Annotated in this window: 27 protein-coding genes; all 27 read left to right on the plus strand. The window is 54.1% G+C overall.

Features of this window, described 5'->3' with window-relative positions:
* Positions 1–203 precede the first annotated feature (203 nt).
* The 27 genes from rpsL to QFZ34_RS19725 all read left to right on the plus strand — a co-directional run bounded on the left by rpsL (position 204) and on the right by QFZ34_RS19725 (position 16,396).
* Entirely contained in the window at positions 204–575 is a 372-nt protein-coding gene (gene rpsL, locus QFZ34_RS19595; protein WP_008121760.1) for a 30S ribosomal protein S12, read from the plus strand.
* 60 nt (positions 576–635) lie between these two features.
* Positions 636–1,106: a 30S ribosomal protein S7 gene (gene rpsG, locus QFZ34_RS19600; protein ID WP_008121762.1), complete on the plus strand. Its 471-nt coding sequence runs from the start codon at positions 636–638 to the stop codon at positions 1,104–1,106.
* Between the two features lie 33 nt (positions 1,107–1,139).
* Entirely contained in the window at positions 1,140–3,227 is a 2,088-nt protein-coding gene (gene fusA / locus QFZ34_RS19605; RefSeq protein WP_307284497.1) for an elongation factor G, read from the plus strand.
* Between the two features lie 65 nt (positions 3,228–3,292).
* A complete protein-coding gene (gene tuf, locus QFZ34_RS19610; RefSeq protein ID WP_115055874.1) occupies positions 3,293–4,468 on the plus strand; it encodes an elongation factor Tu in 1,176 nt (391 codons plus the stop codon).
* Between the two features lie 63 nt (positions 4,469–4,531).
* Complete coding sequence (gene rpsJ / locus QFZ34_RS19615) at positions 4,532–4,840, plus strand: 30S ribosomal protein S10 (protein WP_008124902.1); 309 nt, start codon at positions 4,532–4,534, stop codon at positions 4,838–4,840.
* Between the two features lie 25 nt (positions 4,841–4,865).
* The gene (gene rplC / locus QFZ34_RS19620; protein ID WP_115055397.1) at positions 4,866–5,615 is read left to right on the plus strand and encodes a 50S ribosomal protein L3; all 750 of its coding nucleotides are present in this window, start codon (positions 4,866–4,868) and stop codon (positions 5,613–5,615) included.
* Positions 5,615–6,235: a 50S ribosomal protein L4 gene (gene rplD / locus QFZ34_RS19625; RefSeq protein WP_115055395.1), complete on the plus strand. Its 621-nt coding sequence runs from the start codon at positions 5,615–5,617 to the stop codon at positions 6,233–6,235. The genes rplC and rplD overlap by 1 nt, the downstream gene beginning before the upstream one ends.
* Entirely contained in the window at positions 6,232–6,525 is a 294-nt protein-coding gene (locus QFZ34_RS19630; protein ID WP_008124907.1) for a 50S ribosomal protein L23, read from the plus strand. The genes rplD and QFZ34_RS19630 overlap by 4 nt, the downstream gene beginning before the upstream one ends.
* Before the next feature lie 20 nt (positions 6,526–6,545).
* Positions 6,546–7,379 carry a 50S ribosomal protein L2 gene (rplB, locus tag QFZ34_RS19635; RefSeq protein WP_008124910.1) on the plus strand — a complete coding sequence of 278 codons (834 nt, stop codon included), beginning with the start codon at positions 6,546–6,548 and terminating at the stop codon, positions 7,377–7,379.
* A 15-nt stretch (positions 7,380–7,394) separates the two neighbouring features.
* The gene (gene rpsS, locus QFZ34_RS19640) at positions 7,395–7,673 is read left to right on the plus strand and encodes a 30S ribosomal protein S19 (protein ID WP_008124912.1); all 279 of its coding nucleotides are present in this window, start codon (positions 7,395–7,397) and stop codon (positions 7,671–7,673) included.
* 2 nt (positions 7,674–7,675) lie between these two features.
* A complete protein-coding gene (rplV, locus tag QFZ34_RS19645) occupies positions 7,676–8,065 on the plus strand; it encodes a 50S ribosomal protein L22 (protein WP_106716807.1) in 390 nt (129 codons plus the stop codon).
* Positions 8,065–8,775 carry a 30S ribosomal protein S3 gene (gene rpsC, locus QFZ34_RS19650; RefSeq protein WP_115055393.1) on the plus strand — a complete coding sequence of 237 codons (711 nt, stop codon included), beginning with the start codon at positions 8,065–8,067 and terminating at the stop codon, positions 8,773–8,775. Before rplV ends, rpsC begins: the two co-directional genes overlap by 1 nt.
* Positions 8,776–8,816: 41 nt before the next feature.
* Positions 8,817–9,230 (plus strand): 50S ribosomal protein L16, encoded by a 414-nt coding sequence (rplP, locus tag QFZ34_RS19655; protein ID WP_115055391.1) that lies wholly within the window; start codon positions 8,817–8,819, stop codon positions 9,228–9,230.
* Between the two features lie 12 nt (positions 9,231–9,242).
* Positions 9,243–9,443 (plus strand): 50S ribosomal protein L29, encoded by a 201-nt coding sequence (gene rpmC, locus QFZ34_RS19660; protein WP_008124920.1) that lies wholly within the window; start codon positions 9,243–9,245, stop codon positions 9,441–9,443.
* 11 nt (positions 9,444–9,454) lie between these two features.
* A complete protein-coding gene (gene rpsQ, locus QFZ34_RS19665; protein WP_115055388.1) occupies positions 9,455–9,697 on the plus strand; it encodes a 30S ribosomal protein S17 in 243 nt (80 codons plus the stop codon).
* Positions 9,698–9,781: 84 nt separating this feature from the next.
* A complete protein-coding gene (gene rplN / locus QFZ34_RS19670) occupies positions 9,782–10,150 on the plus strand; it encodes a 50S ribosomal protein L14 (RefSeq protein ID WP_008124924.1) in 369 nt (122 codons plus the stop codon).
* 10 nt (positions 10,151–10,160) lie between these two features.
* Positions 10,161–10,472, plus strand: coding sequence for a 50S ribosomal protein L24 (gene rplX, locus QFZ34_RS19675; protein WP_008124927.1), 312 nt, complete (start codon positions 10,161–10,163; stop codon positions 10,470–10,472).
* Positions 10,465–11,022 carry a 50S ribosomal protein L5 gene (gene rplE / locus QFZ34_RS19680; RefSeq protein WP_115055386.1) on the plus strand — a complete coding sequence of 186 codons (558 nt, stop codon included), beginning with the start codon at positions 10,465–10,467 and terminating at the stop codon, positions 11,020–11,022. Before rplX ends, rplE begins: the two co-directional genes overlap by 8 nt.
* Before the next feature lie 25 nt (positions 11,023–11,047).
* Positions 11,048–11,353, plus strand: a complete 306-nt coding sequence (gene rpsN, locus QFZ34_RS19685; protein ID WP_008124931.1) for a 30S ribosomal protein S14 — start codon at positions 11,048–11,050, stop codon at positions 11,351–11,353.
* A 12-nt stretch (positions 11,354–11,365) separates the two neighbouring features.
* Positions 11,366–11,764, plus strand: a complete 399-nt coding sequence (gene rpsH / locus QFZ34_RS19690) for a 30S ribosomal protein S8 (RefSeq protein WP_008124933.1) — start codon at positions 11,366–11,368, stop codon at positions 11,762–11,764.
* Positions 11,765–11,789: 25 nt separating this feature from the next.
* The gene (rplF, locus tag QFZ34_RS19695; RefSeq protein WP_115055384.1) at positions 11,790–12,323 is read left to right on the plus strand and encodes a 50S ribosomal protein L6; all 534 of its coding nucleotides are present in this window, start codon (positions 11,790–11,792) and stop codon (positions 12,321–12,323) included.
* Positions 12,324–12,335: 12 nt separating this feature from the next.
* On the plus strand, positions 12,336–12,698 hold the full coding sequence (gene rplR / locus QFZ34_RS19700) for a 50S ribosomal protein L18 (RefSeq protein ID WP_008124937.1): 363 nt from the start codon (positions 12,336–12,338) through the stop codon (positions 12,696–12,698).
* A 168-nt stretch (positions 12,699–12,866) separates the two neighbouring features.
* Positions 12,867–13,433 (plus strand): 30S ribosomal protein S5, encoded by a 567-nt coding sequence (gene rpsE, locus QFZ34_RS19705; protein ID WP_008124939.1) that lies wholly within the window; start codon positions 12,867–12,869, stop codon positions 13,431–13,433.
* A 67-nt stretch (positions 13,434–13,500) separates the two neighbouring features.
* Positions 13,501–13,701: a 50S ribosomal protein L30 gene (rpmD, locus tag QFZ34_RS19710; protein ID WP_008124941.1), complete on the plus strand. Its 201-nt coding sequence runs from the start codon at positions 13,501–13,503 to the stop codon at positions 13,699–13,701.
* Positions 13,702–13,718: 17 nt separating this feature from the next.
* The gene (gene rplO, locus QFZ34_RS19715; protein ID WP_115055382.1) at positions 13,719–14,195 is read left to right on the plus strand and encodes a 50S ribosomal protein L15; all 477 of its coding nucleotides are present in this window, start codon (positions 13,719–13,721) and stop codon (positions 14,193–14,195) included.
* A gap of 213 nt (positions 14,196–14,408) precedes the next feature.
* Positions 14,409–15,749 (plus strand): preprotein translocase subunit SecY, encoded by a 1,341-nt coding sequence (secY, locus tag QFZ34_RS19720; RefSeq protein ID WP_307284549.1) that lies wholly within the window; start codon positions 14,409–14,411, stop codon positions 15,747–15,749.
* Positions 15,746–16,396 carry an adenylate kinase gene (locus tag QFZ34_RS19725; protein ID WP_307284552.1) on the plus strand — a complete coding sequence of 217 codons (651 nt, stop codon included), beginning with the start codon at positions 15,746–15,748 and terminating at the stop codon, positions 16,394–16,396. Before secY ends, QFZ34_RS19725 begins: the two co-directional genes overlap by 4 nt.
* Positions 16,397–16,597: the final 201 nt, after the last annotated feature.

Below are 16,597 nucleotides of genomic sequence, written 5' to 3' on the forward strand. Positions count from 1 at the left end.
CGTTTTACGAACGAAATGCAATTTGCCGCTCGCATGAGGCCTTATGGCTTCCTCTGCTTTTATTCGGGCAACCACCCTTGGGGTGGTTTAGTTGCCCGAATTCGTGCATGAGCATGGCGCTGAAACGGCCCTGACGGGCGAAGATACGAGATTTGTGCCGAAGCGCTAGCGCTTTGATACGCATTACAAAGAGGGAAGGTTGAATGCCTACCGTAAACCAGTTGATCCGCAAGCCGCGCACTGCGCCGGTAAAGCGCAATAAAGTCCCTGCATTGCAGGAAAACCCGCAAAAGCGCGGCGTTTGCACTCGCGTCTATACGACGACACCGAAGAAGCCAAACTCGGCTCTCCGTAAGGTCGCCAAGGTGCGTTTGACCAACGGCTTCGAAGTTATCGGGTATATTCCGGGTGAGGGTCACAACCTTCAAGAGCACTCTGTCGTGATGATCCGCGGCGGCCGTGTAAAGGATTTGCCAGGTGTTCGTTACCACATCATCCGTGGTGTTCTGGATACTCAGGGCGTCAAGAATCGTAAGCAGCGCCGTTCCAAGTACGGTGCAAAGCGTCCGAAGTAAGATTTTCCGGGAATTTGGCCACCAGGTAGGTCAACCCGATGCAGATAAGAGACAGAGAATATGTCCAGACGCCATAGTGCAGAAAAGCGTGAGATTAACCCGGATCCAAAGTTCGGCGATCTCGTTCTGACAAAGTTCATGAATGCAGTCATGCATCATGGCAAGAAGTCGATTGCTGAGCGTATCGTTTACGGTGCGCTTGAGTCAGTCGAAGCCAAGAGCAAGCAGGAGCCAGTTGCCCTGTTCCATCAGGCTCTCGACAATGTAGCGCCACACGTAGAAGTACGTTCGCGCCGCGTTGGTGGTGCGACTTACCAGGTTCCGGTCGATGTTCGTCCGGAGCGCCGTCAGGCTCTTGCAATCCGTTGGCTGATCAATGCAGCCCGTGGTCGCAACGAGACGACAATGGTTGATCGCCTGTCGGGTGAACTTCTGGATGCTGCAAACAACCGTGGCTCGGCTGTGAAGAAGCGTGAAGACACGCATCGCATGGCAGAAGCCAACCGCGCATTCTCGCATTACCGCTGGTAATCGTCGAAACCCTATTCTTAGAGGCACCAGATCATGGCCCGCGAATATAAAATCGAAGACTACCGTAACTTCGGTATCATGGCGCACATCGACGCCGGCAAGACAACGACGACCGAGCGTATTCTTTATTACACCGGTAAGTCGCACAAAATCGGTGAAGTCCATGACGGCGCCGCTACGATGGACTGGATGGAGCAGGAGCAGGAGCGTGGTATCACGATCACTTCCGCTGCAACCACGACTTACTGGACTGGCCGTGATGGCAAGAAGCGTCGCTTCAACATCATCGATACGCCTGGTCACGTTGACTTCACGATTGAAGTAGAGCGCTCACTGCGCGTGCTCGATGGTGCAATTGCACTTCTCGATGCAAACGCCGGTGTAGAGCCGCAGACTGAAACCGTATGGCGTCAGGCTGAGAAGTATCACGTTCCACGCATGATCTTCGTCAACAAGATGGACAAGACCGGCGCCGACTTCTATCGCTGCGTTGATATGGTCAAGACACGTCTTGGTGCCAAGGCACTCGTCATGCAGCTGCCAATCGGCGCTGAGACAGAGTTCAAGGGCGTTATCGATCTGATCGAGATGAAGGCACTTGTATGGCGCGACGAACAGCTCGGTGCTGAATGGGATGTCGTTGAAATTCCTGCCGATCTTAAGGATCGTGCTGAAGAATTCCGCGAAAAGCTCATCGAAACCGCTGTTGAAGTCGACGAAGCTGCTACCGAGGCTTACCTCGAAGGCAATATGCCAGACAATGACAAGCTGCGTGAACTGATCCGTATCGGTACATGCCGCGTTGAATTCCATCCGGTATTCTGTGGTTCGGCATTCAAGAACAAGGGCGTACAGCCTCTGCTCGACGGTGTTGTTGACTTCTTGCCTTCGCCTGTTGATGTTCCTTCGATCAAGGGCATCGACCCGAAGACCGATGCGGAAACAGTTCGCAAGTCCTCGGACGAAGAGCCACTGTCAATGCTCGCGTTCAAGATCATGAACGATCCATTTGTTGGTTCGCTGACATTCTGCCGCATCTATTCCGGCAAGCTGACCAAGGGCATTTCGCTTGACAATACTGTTAAGCTGAAGCGTGAGCGTATCGGCCGTATGTTGCAGATGCACTCCAATTCCCGCGAAGACATCGAAGAAGCCTTTGCTGGCGATATCGTTGCTCTTGCTGGCCTCAAGGAAACGACAACAGGTGATACGCTTTGCGATCCTCTGAAGCCGGTTATTCTTGAACGCATGATCTTCCCGGATCCGGTCATCGAGATTTCGATCGAACCAAAGACCAAGGCCGACCAGGAAAAGATGGGCCTCGCGCTCAACCGCCTGGCAGCTGAAGATCCTTCATTCCGCGTCAAGACGGATGAAGAATCCGGTCAGACAATCATCGCCGGCATGGGCGAGCTTCATCTCGACATTCTCGTTGACCGTATGCGTCGCGAGTTCAAGGTAGAAGCAAACATTGGTAACCCACAGGTTGCTTATCGTGAATCGATCACCCGCAAGGCTGAAATCGACTACACGCATAAGAAGCAGTCCGGTGGTTCGGGCCAGTTCGCTCGCATCAAGGTTATCTTCGAGCCGCATGAAGGTGATGATTTCATCTTCGAATCGAAGATCGTCGGTGGTGCTGTACCAAAGGAATACATTCCAGGCGTACAGAAGGGCATTGAAAGTGTTATGGGTGCGGGTCCGCTCGCAGGCTTCCCGATGCTCGGCGTGAAAGCCACGCTGATCGACGGTGCCTACCATGATGTCGACTCCTCGGTTCTCGCCTTCGAAATCGCAGCTCGCGCTGCATTCCGCGAAGGTGCACAGAAAGCTGGTGCCCAGCTTCTCGAGCCGATCATGAAGGTCGAGGTTGTTACGCCTGAAGATTACGTCGGTGACGTAATTGGCGATCTGAATTCACGTCGTGGTCAGATCTCGGGTACCGAAGCGCGTGGTATTGCCACTGTAGTCAACGCAAACGTCCCACTGGCCAACATGTTTGGTTATGTGAGCAATCTGCGTTCGATGAGCCAGGGCCGTGCACAGTACACCATGCAGTTCGACCACTACGAACCTGTCCCGGCAGCAGTCGCGCAGGAAATTCAGAAGAAGTTTGCGTAACCATAAGGTTGCGCGTGACAGTTGAAGTTAAGCCTGAGCAGGCGAACATATAACGGAGAGCTCAGATGGCTAAGAGCAAGTTTGAACGTAATAAGCCGCACGTAAACATCGGCACGATTGGTCACGTTGACCATGGCAAGACGTCGTTGACGGCAGCGATTACGAAGTATTTTGGTGAGTACAAGGCGTATGACCAGATCGACGCTGCACCGGAAGAAAAGGCACGCGGCATCACCATTTCGACGGCACACGTTGAGTATGAGACGCCTGCGCGTCACTATGCACACGTTGATTGCCCTGGCCACGCCGACTATGTGAAGAACATGATCACCGGCGCTGCGCAGATGGATGGCGCGATTCTGGTTGTGTCTGCCGCTGACGGCCCGATGCCCCAGACCCGCGAGCACATTCTGCTTGCCCGTCAGGTTGGCGTTCCTGCGATCGTCGTGTTCCTGAACAAGGTTGATCAGGTTGACGATGCCGAATTGCTCGAACTGGTTGAGCTTGAAGTTCGTGAGCTTCTTTCCAAGTATGATTTCCCGGGCGACGATGTACCGATCGTCAAGGGTTCGGCTTTGGCTGCACTTGAAGACAGCAACAAGGAAATCGGCGAAGACGCAGTTCGCGCGCTGATGGCTGAAGTTGACAAGTACATTCCAACACCAGAACGTCCGATTGACCAGCCATTCCTGATGCCGATCGAAGACGTTTTCTCGATCTCGGGTCGTGGTACGGTTGTGACTGGCCGCGTTGAACGCGGTATCGTCAAGGTTGGTGAAGAAGTTGAAATCATCGGCATCAAGCCGACGACAAAGACAACAGTTACCGGCGTTGAAATGTTCCGCAAGCTGCTCGATCAGGGCCAGGCAGGCGACAACATCGGTGCACTGGTTCGCGGTGTTGGCCGTGAAGACGTTGAGCGCGGTCAGATCCTTGCCAAGCCAGGTTCGGTCAAGCCGCACACGAAGTTCAAGGCAGAAGCCTATATTCTGACGAAGGACGAAGGTGGCCGTCATACGCCATTCTTCTCCAACTACCGTCCACAGTTCTACTTCCGCACGACCGACGTGACGGGTGTAGTGACTTTGCCGGAAGGTACGGAAATGGTCATGCCTGGCGACAACATCTCGGTTGATGTGACGCTGATCGTGCCAATCGCCATGGAAGAGAAGCTCCGCTTCGCTATCCGTGAAGGTGGCCGCACCGTCGGTGCTGGCATCGTCGCTTCTATCATTGAGTAAATTAAGGTTTTATGCGGAAGACGCCTGTTATAGGGCGTCTCCGCTAAACAAGGAAAAGATGAAATGAACGGTCAAAACATCCGCATTCGCCTCAAGGCGTTTGATCATCGGATCCTTGACGATTCGACGCGGGAAATCGTGTCGACTGCCAAGCGTACCGGTGCCAATGTGCGCGGACCGATCCCGCTACCTACACGGATCGAGAAGTTCACGGTTAACCGCTCGCCGCACATCGACAAGAAGAGCCGCGAGCAGTTCGAGATGCGCACACATAAGCGTCTTCTCGATATCGTAGACCCGACCCCCCAGACTGTGGACGCGCTGATGAAGCTCGATCTGTCTGCTGGTGTTGATGTCGAGATCAAGCTGTAAGGCTTGAGGACGGAAGGATGAACCGATGCGTTCAGGTGTAATTGCACAGAAACTGGGTATGACTCGCGTCTACAACGACGCTGGCGAGCATGTGCCGGTAACAGTTCTTCGCATGGAGAACTGCCAGGTTGTGGCTCAGCGTACAGTCGAGAAGAATGGCTACACTGCCGTTCAGCTCGGTGTTGGTCTGGCCAAGGTAAAGAATACGACGAAGAGCTTGCGCGGTCATTTCGCGACAGCTTCGGTCGAACCAAAGGCGAAAGTAGCGGAATTCCGCGTCTCTGCTGACAATCTTCTAGATGTCGGCGTCGAGATCACCGCCGAACATTATGTTGCAGGCCAGAAGGTCGATGTGACTGGTACTTCAATCGGTAAAGGTTTTGCCGGTTCAATGAAGCGCCATAACTTCGGCGGTCACCGCGCAACACACGGTAACTCGGTTACTCACCGCGCTCACGGTTCTACCGGTCAGCGTCAGGACCCGGGTAAAGTGTTCAAGGGCAAGAAGATGGCCGGTCATATGGGTTCAACCCGTATCACCACCCAGAACATCGAAGTTGTTTCGACTGATCTGGATCGCGGCCTTATTCTGGTTCGTGGTGCTGTTCCTGGTTCGAAGGGTGCATGGATCCTCGTGCGTGATGCCGTCAAGGTAGCGCTGCCCGAGAATGCTCCGAAGCCAGCTGGCCTTCGCGCATTGATCGACGATGCCGCAAACGCCGCAGCAGCTGTGTCTGATGCAGAAGTAGCGCAGACAACTGAGGGGGCCGAATAATGGATCTCACGATTACAACACTTGAAGGCGCGGACGCCGGCAAGCTGAAACTCTCCGAAGAGATTTTCGGTCTGGAGCCACGCGACGACATCCTTCAGCGCATGGTCCGCTATCAGCTTGCACGCAAGCAGCAGGGCACGCACAAGGCAAAGACCCGTTCGGAAATCGCACGGACCGGCGCCAAGATGTACAAGCAGAAGGGTACGGGCCGCGCTCGTCACCATTCAGCACGTGCACCGCAGTTCCGCGGCGGTGGTAAGGCTCATGGACCGGTTGTTCACAGCCATGCCCATGACCTGCCAAAGAAGGTTCGCGCTCTTGCACTTCGTCATGCCCTGTCCGCCAAGGTCAAGGCATCCGATCTGATCATCATCGATGATCTGCTCGCGACAGAAGCCAAGACAAAGACACTTGTTTCGCAGTTCGCCAAGCTTGGCTTGCAGAATGCGCTCCTGATCGGCGGTGCCGAGATTGATGCGAACTTTGCTCGCGCTGCTTCGAACATCCCGAACATCGATGTTCTACCAATTCAGGGCATCAATGTTTATGACATTCTGCGTCGCGGCAAGCTCGTGCTTTCCAAAGCTGCAGTTGAAGCACTCGAGGAGCGTTTCAAATGACCGATCTTCGCCATTATGACGTGATCGTCAGCCCGGTAATTACTGAAAAGTCGACCATGGTTTCCGAAAACAACCAGGTTGTCTTCAATGTAGCCAAGAAGGCGACGAAGCCGGAAATCAAGGCCGCAGTCGAAGCGCTGTTCCGCGTGAAGGTTACTGCAGTCAATACTTCTGTGCGCAAAGGCAAGGTGAAGCGTTTTCGCGGCATCGTCGGACGCCAGAGTGATGTCAAGAAAGCAGTCGTGACGTTGGCCGAAGGCCAGTCAATCGACATTTCGACTGGTCTCTGAGGGGCCGTGGAGTAAAGACAATGGCACTCAAACATTATAATCCAACCACGCCAAGCCAGCGCCAGCTGGTCATCGTGGACCGTTCGGAGCTTTACAAGGGCAAGCCTGTCAAGGCATTGACCGAAGGTCTGTCGTCGAAGGGTGGTCGCAACAACACTGGTCGCATTACCGTGCGTTTCCAGGGTGGCGGTCACAAGCGCACATACCGCTTCGTTGATTTCAAGCGCCGCAAGCATGACGTGGCTGCAAAGGTTGAACGGCTTGAATACGATCCGAACCGGACCGCATTCATTGCGCTGATCCGCTATGAAGATGGTGAGCTGAGCTACATCCTTGCTCCGCAGCGTCTTGCAGTTGGCGACAGTGTTATTGCCGGCGCACAGACAGACGTGAAGCCAGGCAATGCGATGCCATTGTCAGCCATGCCAGTCGGCACCATCATCCACAATGTGGAGATGAAGCCAGGCAAGGGCGGTCAGATTGCCCGTTCGGCTGGAACTTATGCGCAGCTCGTTGGCCGCGACCAGGGAATGGCGATCCTTCGCCTGAACTCGGGCGAACAGCGTCTTGTACATGGTTCTTGCTTTGCAACGGTTGGTGCAGTATCGAACCCCGACCATGGCAACATCAACCTGGGTAAAGCAGGTCGTAGCCGTTGGCTCGGTCGCAAGCCTCACAATCGTGGTGTCACCATGAACCCGGTCGATCACCCCCATGGTGGTGGTGAGGGCCGTACATCCGGTGGACGTCATCCGGTTACTCCGTGGGGCAAGCCTACGAAGGGCAAGAAGACGCGCTCCAATAAGTCGACGGACAAGTTCATCGCTCGTTCGCGTCATCAGCGCAAGAAGTAAGAGAGGTAGTCTGAAATGGCTCGTTCAGTTTGGAAAGGCCCGTTCATCGATGGCTATCTTCTCAAGAAGGCTGAGAAGGTACGTGAGGGCGGTCGCAGTGAAGTTATCAAGATCTGGAGCCGTCGCTCCACGATCCTGCCACAGTTCGTCGGTCTGACCTTCGGTGTGTATAATGGTAACAAGCATGTGCCGGTTTCGGTCAACGAAGAGATGATCGGACACAAGTTTGGTGAATTCGCTCCGACGCGTACCTATTACGGTCATGGCGCGGACAAGAAAGCGAAGAGGAAATAACGATGGGCAAGGCTAAGGCTCCGCGCCAGCTAAAGGACAACGAGGCGAAAGCCGTTGCCCGCACGCTCCGCATCAGCCCTCAGAAGCTCAATCTGGTGGCTGCTCTGATCCGTGGCAAGAAGGTTAACGCCGCTCTTGCCGATCTGGAATTTTCGCGCAAGCGCATTGCAGGAACGGTGAAAAAGACTCTCGAATCAGCTATCGCCAACGCAGAGAACAACCATGATCTGGATGTTGATACTCTGGTTGTTGCTGAAGCCTATGTAGGCAAGTCAATCGTGATGAAGCGTTTCCACGTTCGTGGCCGCGGTCGTGCAAGCCGGATCGAGAAGCCATTCTCGCATCTGACGATCGTTGTTCGCGAAGCTGAGGAAAAAGGGGAGGCCGCATAATGGGCCAGAAGATTAATCCGATTGGTTTCCGCCTGGGCATCAATCGCACCTGGGACTCGCGTTGGTACGCGAACACTGGTGAATATGGCAAGCTGCTGCACGAAGACCTGAAGATCCGCAAGTATCTGATGGATGAGTTGAAGCAGGCTGCCATTTCCAAGGTAGTTATCGAGCGTCCGCACAAGAAGTGCCGCGTTACGATCCATGCTGCCCGTCCAGGTCTGATCATCGGCAAAAAGGGCGCCGATATCGAGAAGTTGCGCAAGAAGCTGTCAGAAATGACCAATGCGGATACAACGCTCAATATCGTCGAAGTCCGCAAGCCAGAGACAGACGCTGTTCTGGTTGCTCAGTCGATCGCGCAGCAGCTTGAACGCCGCGTCGCTTTCCGCCGTGCCATGAAACGTGCCGTTCAGTCGGCAATGCGTCTTGGTGCAGAAGGCATTCGTATCAATTGCTCGGGTCGTCTTGGCGGCGCGGAAATTGCTCGTATGGAATGGTACCGTGAAGGCCGCGTGCCTCTGCATACCCTTCGTGCCGATATCGATTACGGAACTGCTGAAGCGCACACTGCCTACGGCATTTGCGGTGTTAAAGTCTGGGTATTCAAGGGCGAAATCCTTGAGCATGACCCAATGGCTTCCGAACGCCGTGCTGTTGAAGGCGATGCCAGTCATCAGGGTTCAGGCCGTCGTCGCGAAAACGCTTAAAATAGCGTCTTTCGTAACTGAGAATTTTGGAGTAGAGAACAATGCTGCAGCCTAAGCGCACAAAGTTCCGCAAGCAGTTCAAGGGCCGTATTCACGGCGCATCGAAGGGCGGCACGGATCTGAATTTTGGTGCTTTCGGCCTGAAGGCCCTCGAGCCGAACCGCGTTACAGCGCGTGAGATCGAGGCCGCTCGCCGTGCAATTACCCGTCACATGAAACGTGCCGGTCGCGTGTGGATCCGGATTTTCCCGGATGTGCCAGTTACATCGAAGCCTACTGAAGTCCGCATGGGTAAAGGTAAGGGTTCGGTTGATTATTGGGCGTCCCGTGTCGCACCAGGCCGCATCATGTTCGAGCTCGACGGTGTTTCGGAAGAAACCGCCCGTGAGGCACTTCGCCTCGGAGCTGCGAAACTTTCGGTCAAGACGCGCTTTATTCAGCGCATCGCAGAATAAGGGGTGGATGTTATGAAATCCGCAGAAGTTCGGGCCTTGAGCCTCGATCAGTTGAATGAAGAACTTGGTTCGCTGAAGAAAGAGCAGTTTAACCTGCGCTTCCAGAAGGCAACCGGTCAGTTGGAAAAAACCGCTCGCGTTCGGCAGATCCGCCGTGATATTGCGCGCATCAAAACTGTCGCCCGCCAAAAAGCGGTCGAGAGCAAGGCTTAAGGAAGAAAACCATGCCTAAACGCATTCTGCAGGGCGTTGTCGTGAGCGACAAAAACGACAAGACCATCGTGGTCAAGGTCGAGCGGCGCTATTCGCACCCGCTCCTCCAGAAGACTGTGCGCCAGTCCAAGAAGTACAAGGCGCATGATGAGAGCAACCAGTTCAAGGTTGGCGACCGGGTTTCCATCGAGGAATCCAAGCCAATTTCGAAAGACAAGTGTTGGGTTGTCGTAACTGACGCCCCAGCAAGTTAATATTAATATCTGTATGTAAGTACGCAACAATCGCGAGGGGCAAAGAAAGCCCAGTCCGGTTGAACAAGAAGAAGGCGGCTAGTCATGATTCAGATGCAAACAAACCTCGACGTGGCGGATAATTCCGGCGCACGTCGTGTCATGTGCATCAAGGTGCTGGGCGGCTCGAAGCGGAAATATGCTTCGGTCGGCGACATTATTGTCGTTTCGATCAAGGAAGCAATTCCGCGCGGCCGTGTTAAAAAGGGTGACGTGATGAAGGCTGTGGTTGTTCGTACAGCCAAAGACATCCGTCGCGCAGATGGTAGCGTAATTCGTTTCGACAAGAACGCTGCTGTTTTGATCGATAATAAGAAAGAGCCTATCGGCACGCGTATCTTCGGACCGGTTCCGCGCGAACTTCGCGCAAAGAGCCACATGAAGATCATCTCGCTGGCTCCAGAAGTTTTGTAAGGAGCAGACGATGCAGAAGATCCGTAAAGGCGACCGCGTTGTCGTTCTGGCTGGTAAGGACAAGGGCCGTACCGGCGAAGTAATCAAAGTTTTGCCGAAGGATGAGCAAGCGCTCGTTCGCGGCGTTAATCTTGTAAAGCGTCACCAGAAGCAGACACAGAGCCAGGAAGCCGGCATTATTTCGAAAGAAGCGCCGCTCCATCTGTCGAACATTGCTATTGCCGACAAGGACGGCAAGCCAACTCGCGTTGGTTTCAAGGTCCTAGAGGACGGCAAGAAGGTACGTGTAGCAAAGCGTTCAGGAGATCTGATCGATGGCTGATGCAAACATTACACCTCGTCTGAAGACACAGTACTTCGACGTGGTTCGTAAAGCTCTTCTCGAAGAGTTCAAATACGAAAACGAGATGCAGATCCCACGCATCACCAAGGTTGTTCTCAACATGGGTGTAGGCGAAGCAACAGCTGACTCGAAGAAGCCAACTGTCGCAGCTGAAGATCTGGCATTGATTGCTGGCCAGAAGCCGGTTATTACCCGTGCGCGCAATTCGATCGCTACCTTCAAGGTGCGTGAGAATATGCCGATCGGTACGAAGGTAACTCTTCGTAAAGAGCGCATGTACGAATTCATTGACCGCCTGATCACGATCGCGCTTCCACGCGTTCGAGATTTCCGCGGCCTGAATCCAAAGAGCTTTGATGGCCGTGGCAACTTTGCCATGGGTATCAAGGAACACATTGTGTTCCCGGAAATCAACTACGATAAGGTTGATCAGATCTGGGGCATGGACATCATCGTTTGCACGACTGCAAAAACGGATGATGAAGCCCGCGCTCTTCTGCGCGCCTTCAACTTCCCTTTCCGCCAGTAACGGCAAGCGTAGCGAGGTATTTGAAATGGCAAAGACGAGCGCAGTCGAAAAGAACAAGCGCCGCGGTCTTCTGGTTAAGCGTTTCGCTGCAAAGCGGGCGCGCCTGAAGGCTGTCGTGATGAATCAGTCGCTTCCTCTGGATGAGCGCTTCCGCGCCACCATCCAGCTGGCAGAACTGCCACGCAATTCCACCAAGGTTCGTATTCGCAATCGTTGCGAAGTATCGGGTCGTCCGCGCGGTTATTACCGCAAGATCAAAATGTCGCGTATCGCATTGCGCCAGCTGGGTTCGCTCGGCCAGGTGCCTGGCATCGTGAAATCGAGCTGGTAAGGAGAGAACGCGATGTCTATGACAGATCCTCTCGGCGATATGCTGACACGTATCCGTAACGCAATCATGCGCAAGAAGGGCAAGGTTTCAACACCAGCCTCCAAGCTTCGCGCTCGCGTTCTGGATGTTCTTCAGTCCGAAGGCTATATCCGTGGATATAGCCAGGTAGACTTCGACAACGGCAAGTCCGAAATCGAAATCGAACTGAAGTATTTTGAGAATGTACCGGTAATTCGTGAGATTACCCGTATTTCGAAGCCCGGTCGCCGCGTTTACGTGTCGGTCAAGTCGATCCCGCAGGTTGCGAACGGTCTTGGTATTTCGATCCTGTCGACGCCGAAGGGCGTTATGGCAGACCACGAGGCACGTGAACAGAATGTCGGCGGCGAACTGCTCTGCCGTATATTCTAAGCACCGGCTTGAAAAGGTTTGAAAAATGTCTCGTATCGGTAAAAAACCAGTGGCAGTCCCGCAAGGCGTAACAGCCAGCGTAGACGGCCAGACCATCAAGGCCAAAGGCCCGAAGGGCGAATTGTCCTTCGTTGCCAATGACGACGTAGTGGTCAAGTTTGAAGACGGTGCTGTCAGCGTTAACCCGCGTGACAACTCCAAAGTCGCTCGTTCAAAGTGGGGCATGAGCCGCACTATGGTCGTCAACATCTTCACGGGTGTGAAGGACGGTTTTGAAAAGCGTCTTGAAATCAGCGGCGTCGGCTATCGTGCAGCCATGCAGGGCAAAAACCTGCAGCTGTCACTTGGCTTCAGCCACGAAGTTGTCTATCAGGTGCCGGAAGGCATCACAGTTGCAGTGCCGAAGCCGACGGAAATCGTCGTAACCGGCATCGACAAGCAGCAGGTAGGCCAGGTCGCAGCTGAAATTCGCGAATATCGTAGCCCAGAGCCTTACAAGGGCAAGGGCGTGAAATATGCGGGCGAGAAGATCGTTCGCAAAGAAGGTAAGAAGAAGTAAGGAACTCGTGTCATGGCATCGCCGAAAGAAATCATTCAGCGTCGCGCTTCGCGTGTTCGCCGCCAGCTCAAGGCGGTTGCCGGTGACCGTCCGCGGCTCAGCGTCCACCGTTCTTCAAAGAATATCTATGCGCAGATCATTGATGATGCGCATGGTCACACTATTGCATCCGCATCCACTCTCGAAGCTGACCTCAAGGGCAAGCTGAAGACTGGTGCAGATTCGGATGCAGCGGCACTGGTTGGCAAGCTCGTTGCAGAGCGCGCCGTCAAGGCTGGCATCAAGGAAGTTGTCTTCGATCGTGGCGCTTATATTTACCACGGCCGTGTAAAGGCGCTTGCTGAAGCTGCCCGCGAAGCAGGTCTTAGTTTCTAAGATCGGACTTCAGGGTCAAGACTTTCGAAGTCCGGGACTGCAAGGGCTCGTCTCTTGTAAGCCGGACTTCGCGTACTAAAACTGTTACCGCGATCTATGTGGATCAATTCATATCCACGGCGCTGTAATGTCATTCGTGCTACCGGAAAAGAAAAAGGAATTAGGAGCATGGCACAGGAAAAGAGAGGCCGCGACGATCGTGGTGGCCGTAACGAAGAGCGCGATAGCGAATTCGTTGACAAGCTAGTACACATTAACCGCGTCGCCAAAGTTGTTAAGGGCGGACGTCGTTTCGGTTTTGCTGCTCTCGTCGTTGTCGGCGATCAGAAGGGCCGCGTTGGTTTTGGTCATGGCAAGGCGCGCGAAGTGCCGGAAGCTATCCGTAAGGCAACTGAAGCTGCCAAACGCGAAATGATCTTCGTTCCGCTGCGTTCGGGCCGTACATTGCATCACGATGTGCATGGCCGTCACGGCGCCGGCAAGGTTCTGCTTCGTGCAGCTACAGCTGGTACGGGTATCATCGCCGGTGGTCCAATGCGCGCAGTCTTCGAGACTCTCGGCGTACAGGACGTTGTTGCCAAGTCACTCGGTTCGTCGAACCCATACAACATGGTTCGCGCGACATTCGATGCTCTCAAGCATCAGATGCACCCGAAGGACATCGCTGCACAGCGCGGTATCAAGTATTCGACACTGCAGGCTCGCCGCCGCGATGTGGTCGGTTCGGAAGAATAGGCCATAAAGTGGCGCAGCAGGGCAGGGCCTACGGCTTTGCTCACTGTAGAGACTAAAGGACAAAGTCATGGTTGAGAAGAAGAAGGGTAAGACGGTTACGGTCGAACAGATCGGCAGCCCTATCCGCCGTCCGGCAGAACAGCGTGCAACGCTTGTTGGCCTGGGCCTCAATAAAATGCATCGTCGTCGCACACTTGAAGATACGCCTTCAATTCGCGGCATGATTGCCAAGGTTCAACATCTCGTCCGCGTCGTGGACGAGGCTTGATACCGGAGATTAGACAAATGAAACTCAATGATCTGAGTGAAAATCCAGGCGCAACCAAGGCTCGCAAGCGCGTCGGCCGCGGTATTGGTTCTGGTTCCGGCAAGACAGCCGGTCGTGGTGTCAAGGGTCAGAAGTCCCGTTCGGGCGTTGCCATCAACGGTTTCGAAGGCGGACAGATGCCAGTTTACCGTCGCTTGCCAAAGCGCGGTTTCACCAACATCTTCTCGAAGAACTTCAACACCGTTTCAGTCGGCCGCGTGCAGACTGCAATCGATGCCAAGAAGCTCGACCCGAAGGCTGCTGTCACGATTGAAACGCTCAAGGCTGCCGGCGTTATCCGCCGCGCCAAGGATGGCGTTCGTCTTCTGTCTGACGGCGAAATCACGACTGCGGTAACTTTCGAAGTTTCCGGTGCATCAAAGGCTGCGATCGAAAAGATCGAAAAGGCCGGCGGTACAGTCAAGCTGCCAGCTGCACCTGCAGCAGCAGAATAATACGGACAGGCAAGCGGCGATCTTTACGATCGCCGCTTGTACCTTTTCTCCCCACATCATATTTGGGGGTAAGACCGTCGATTCTCGATACCGGGTTTAGAACGGGCTCTAACGCAATTTCAGGAAAAGTGGCTGCCGGTTTTCCGTTTGAAATGGCGAAAGAACAAAAGTCGAAGCGGGATACCGCTCTGACGGCACAGACCGGAGACTATAATGGCTTCAGCCGCTGAACAGCTCGCGTCAAATCTCAATTTCTCAGCTTTTTCAAAAGCCAGTGAGCTCAAGAAGCGTATCTGGTTTACACTTGGCGCATTGCTGGTTTACCGGCTTGGCACCTATATCCCGTTGCCGGGCATCAATCTCGGCGCATTCGCTCAGGCTTTCAACAATCAGGCGCAGGGTATCCTCGGCATGTTCAACATGTTCGCGGGCGGTGCGGTTGAACGCATGGCGATCTTTGCGCTTGGTATCATGCCTTATATCTCGGCATCGATCATCGTCCAGCTCATGACGTCCGTCATTCCTGCTCTCGAGCAGTTGAAGAAGGATGGCGAGCAGGGCCGCAAGGTTATCAATCAATATACACGCTACGGCACCGTGCTGCTTGCGACTGTACAGGCCTATGCGATTGCTGTCGGTTTGCAGGGCAGTCAGGGCATTGTCACCGATCCGGGGCCCTTCTTCCTGTTCTCGACAGTGATCACTCTTGTCGGCGGCACAATGTTCCTGATGTGGCTTGGCGAGCAGATTACTGCGCGCGGCATCGGCAACGGTATTTCGCTGATCATCTTCTCGGGCATCGTCGCCAACCTGCCGCAAGCCATTTCCGGTACGCTGGAACTTGGCCGTACCGGCGCTTTGTCCACGGGCGTGATTCTGGCGATTATCGTGCTGACGGTTGCTGTTATCGGTATTATCGTCTTTGTTGAACGCGCACAGCGCCGCCTTCTGATCCAGTATCCGAAGCGTCAGGTCGGTAATCGCATGTTCCAGGGCGATACTTCGCATCTGCCTTTGAAGCTGAACACTGCTGGCGTTATCCCGCCGATCTTCGCTTCCTCGTTGCTGCTTTTGCCTGCAACCGTTGCCGGATTTGCCCAGAATGAACAAATGCCTGCCTGGGCGACGAGCATCCTGTCTTCGCTCGGCCATGGCCAGCCTGCCTATATGTTCCTCTACGCTGCGATGATCGTTTTCTTCGCCTTCTTCTACACGGCGCTTGTCTTCAATCCGAAGGACACTGCCGATCAGTTGAAGAAGCATTCAGGCTTCATTCCTGGCATCCGTCCCGGTGAGCGTACAGCAGAATATATCGATTTTGTGCTCACCCGTATCACAGTCCTCGGCGCAGCCTATCTGGTTCTGATCTGCATGCTGCCGGAGTTCCTTATTTCGTGGGCTGGTGTTCCTTTCTATCTCGGCGGTACGTCGCTGCTGATCGTCGTGAGCGTTACGCTCGATACGGTTGCACAGATCCAGGGGCACCTGATCGCGCATCAATATGAGGGGCTTATCAAGAAGTCGAAGCTCCGTGGAGGGAAACGCAACAGATGAGATTAATACTTCTCGGACCACCGGGGGCAGGTAAGGGAACTCAATCTCAGCGCTTGGTCGAAAAGTTAGGCATACCGCAACTCTCCACGGGGGACATGTTGCGCGAAGCAGTCACTAAGGGAACAGATGTAGGCCTGAAGGCCAAAGCCGTCATGGATGCCGGCAATCTGGTTTCTGACGAGATCGTCAATGCGATCGTCTCCGAACGCATTGATCAGCCGGATGCAGTCAAGGGATTTATTCTCGACGGCTATCCGCGCACTCTGGTTCAGGCCGATGCAGTAGAGCGCATGCTCGCTGATAAGGATCTGGAGTTGGATTGCGTGATCGAGCTTGAAGTGGACGACAACGTTCTCGTCGAGCGCATATCGGGCCGATATACCTGCGCAAAATGCGGAACCGGGTATCACGATACCAATAAAAAGCCGAAAGTTGCGGGTGTCTGCGACAAATGCGGCTCGACGGAATTCAAACGCCGTCCGGACGACAATGCTGAAACGGTGCGCACGCGCCTTGAGGCATACTACAAGCAGACTTCGCCGTTGATTGGCTACTACTATGCCAAGGGCAAGTTGAAGAAGGTTGATGGCATGGCCGACTTTGAAGAGGTCACGGCATCGATCGAGAAAATTCTGTCGGAACTCTAGGACTGACTTAATTTTCTTGGAGGAGTTGACTTTTGACAGCGATTCCTTCAAGTACGGCGCAAATTCGCTTGGATATAAAGCGGTCGGCGCCGATCCAGTAATAAAGGTTCGGGGCTGATCGTTTATGTTTGTCCTCGAATATTAATTTTCATCCCGTCATCTGGCCGCCGTATCGGTAATCCAGCTCTGCCGGTTAACAAG

It is taken from the genome of Phyllobacterium ifriqiyense (genome assembly GCF_030817885.1).
In the GTDB taxonomy this organism is placed as follows: domain Bacteria; phylum Pseudomonadota; class Alphaproteobacteria; order Rhizobiales; family Rhizobiaceae; genus Phyllobacterium; species Phyllobacterium ifriqiyense.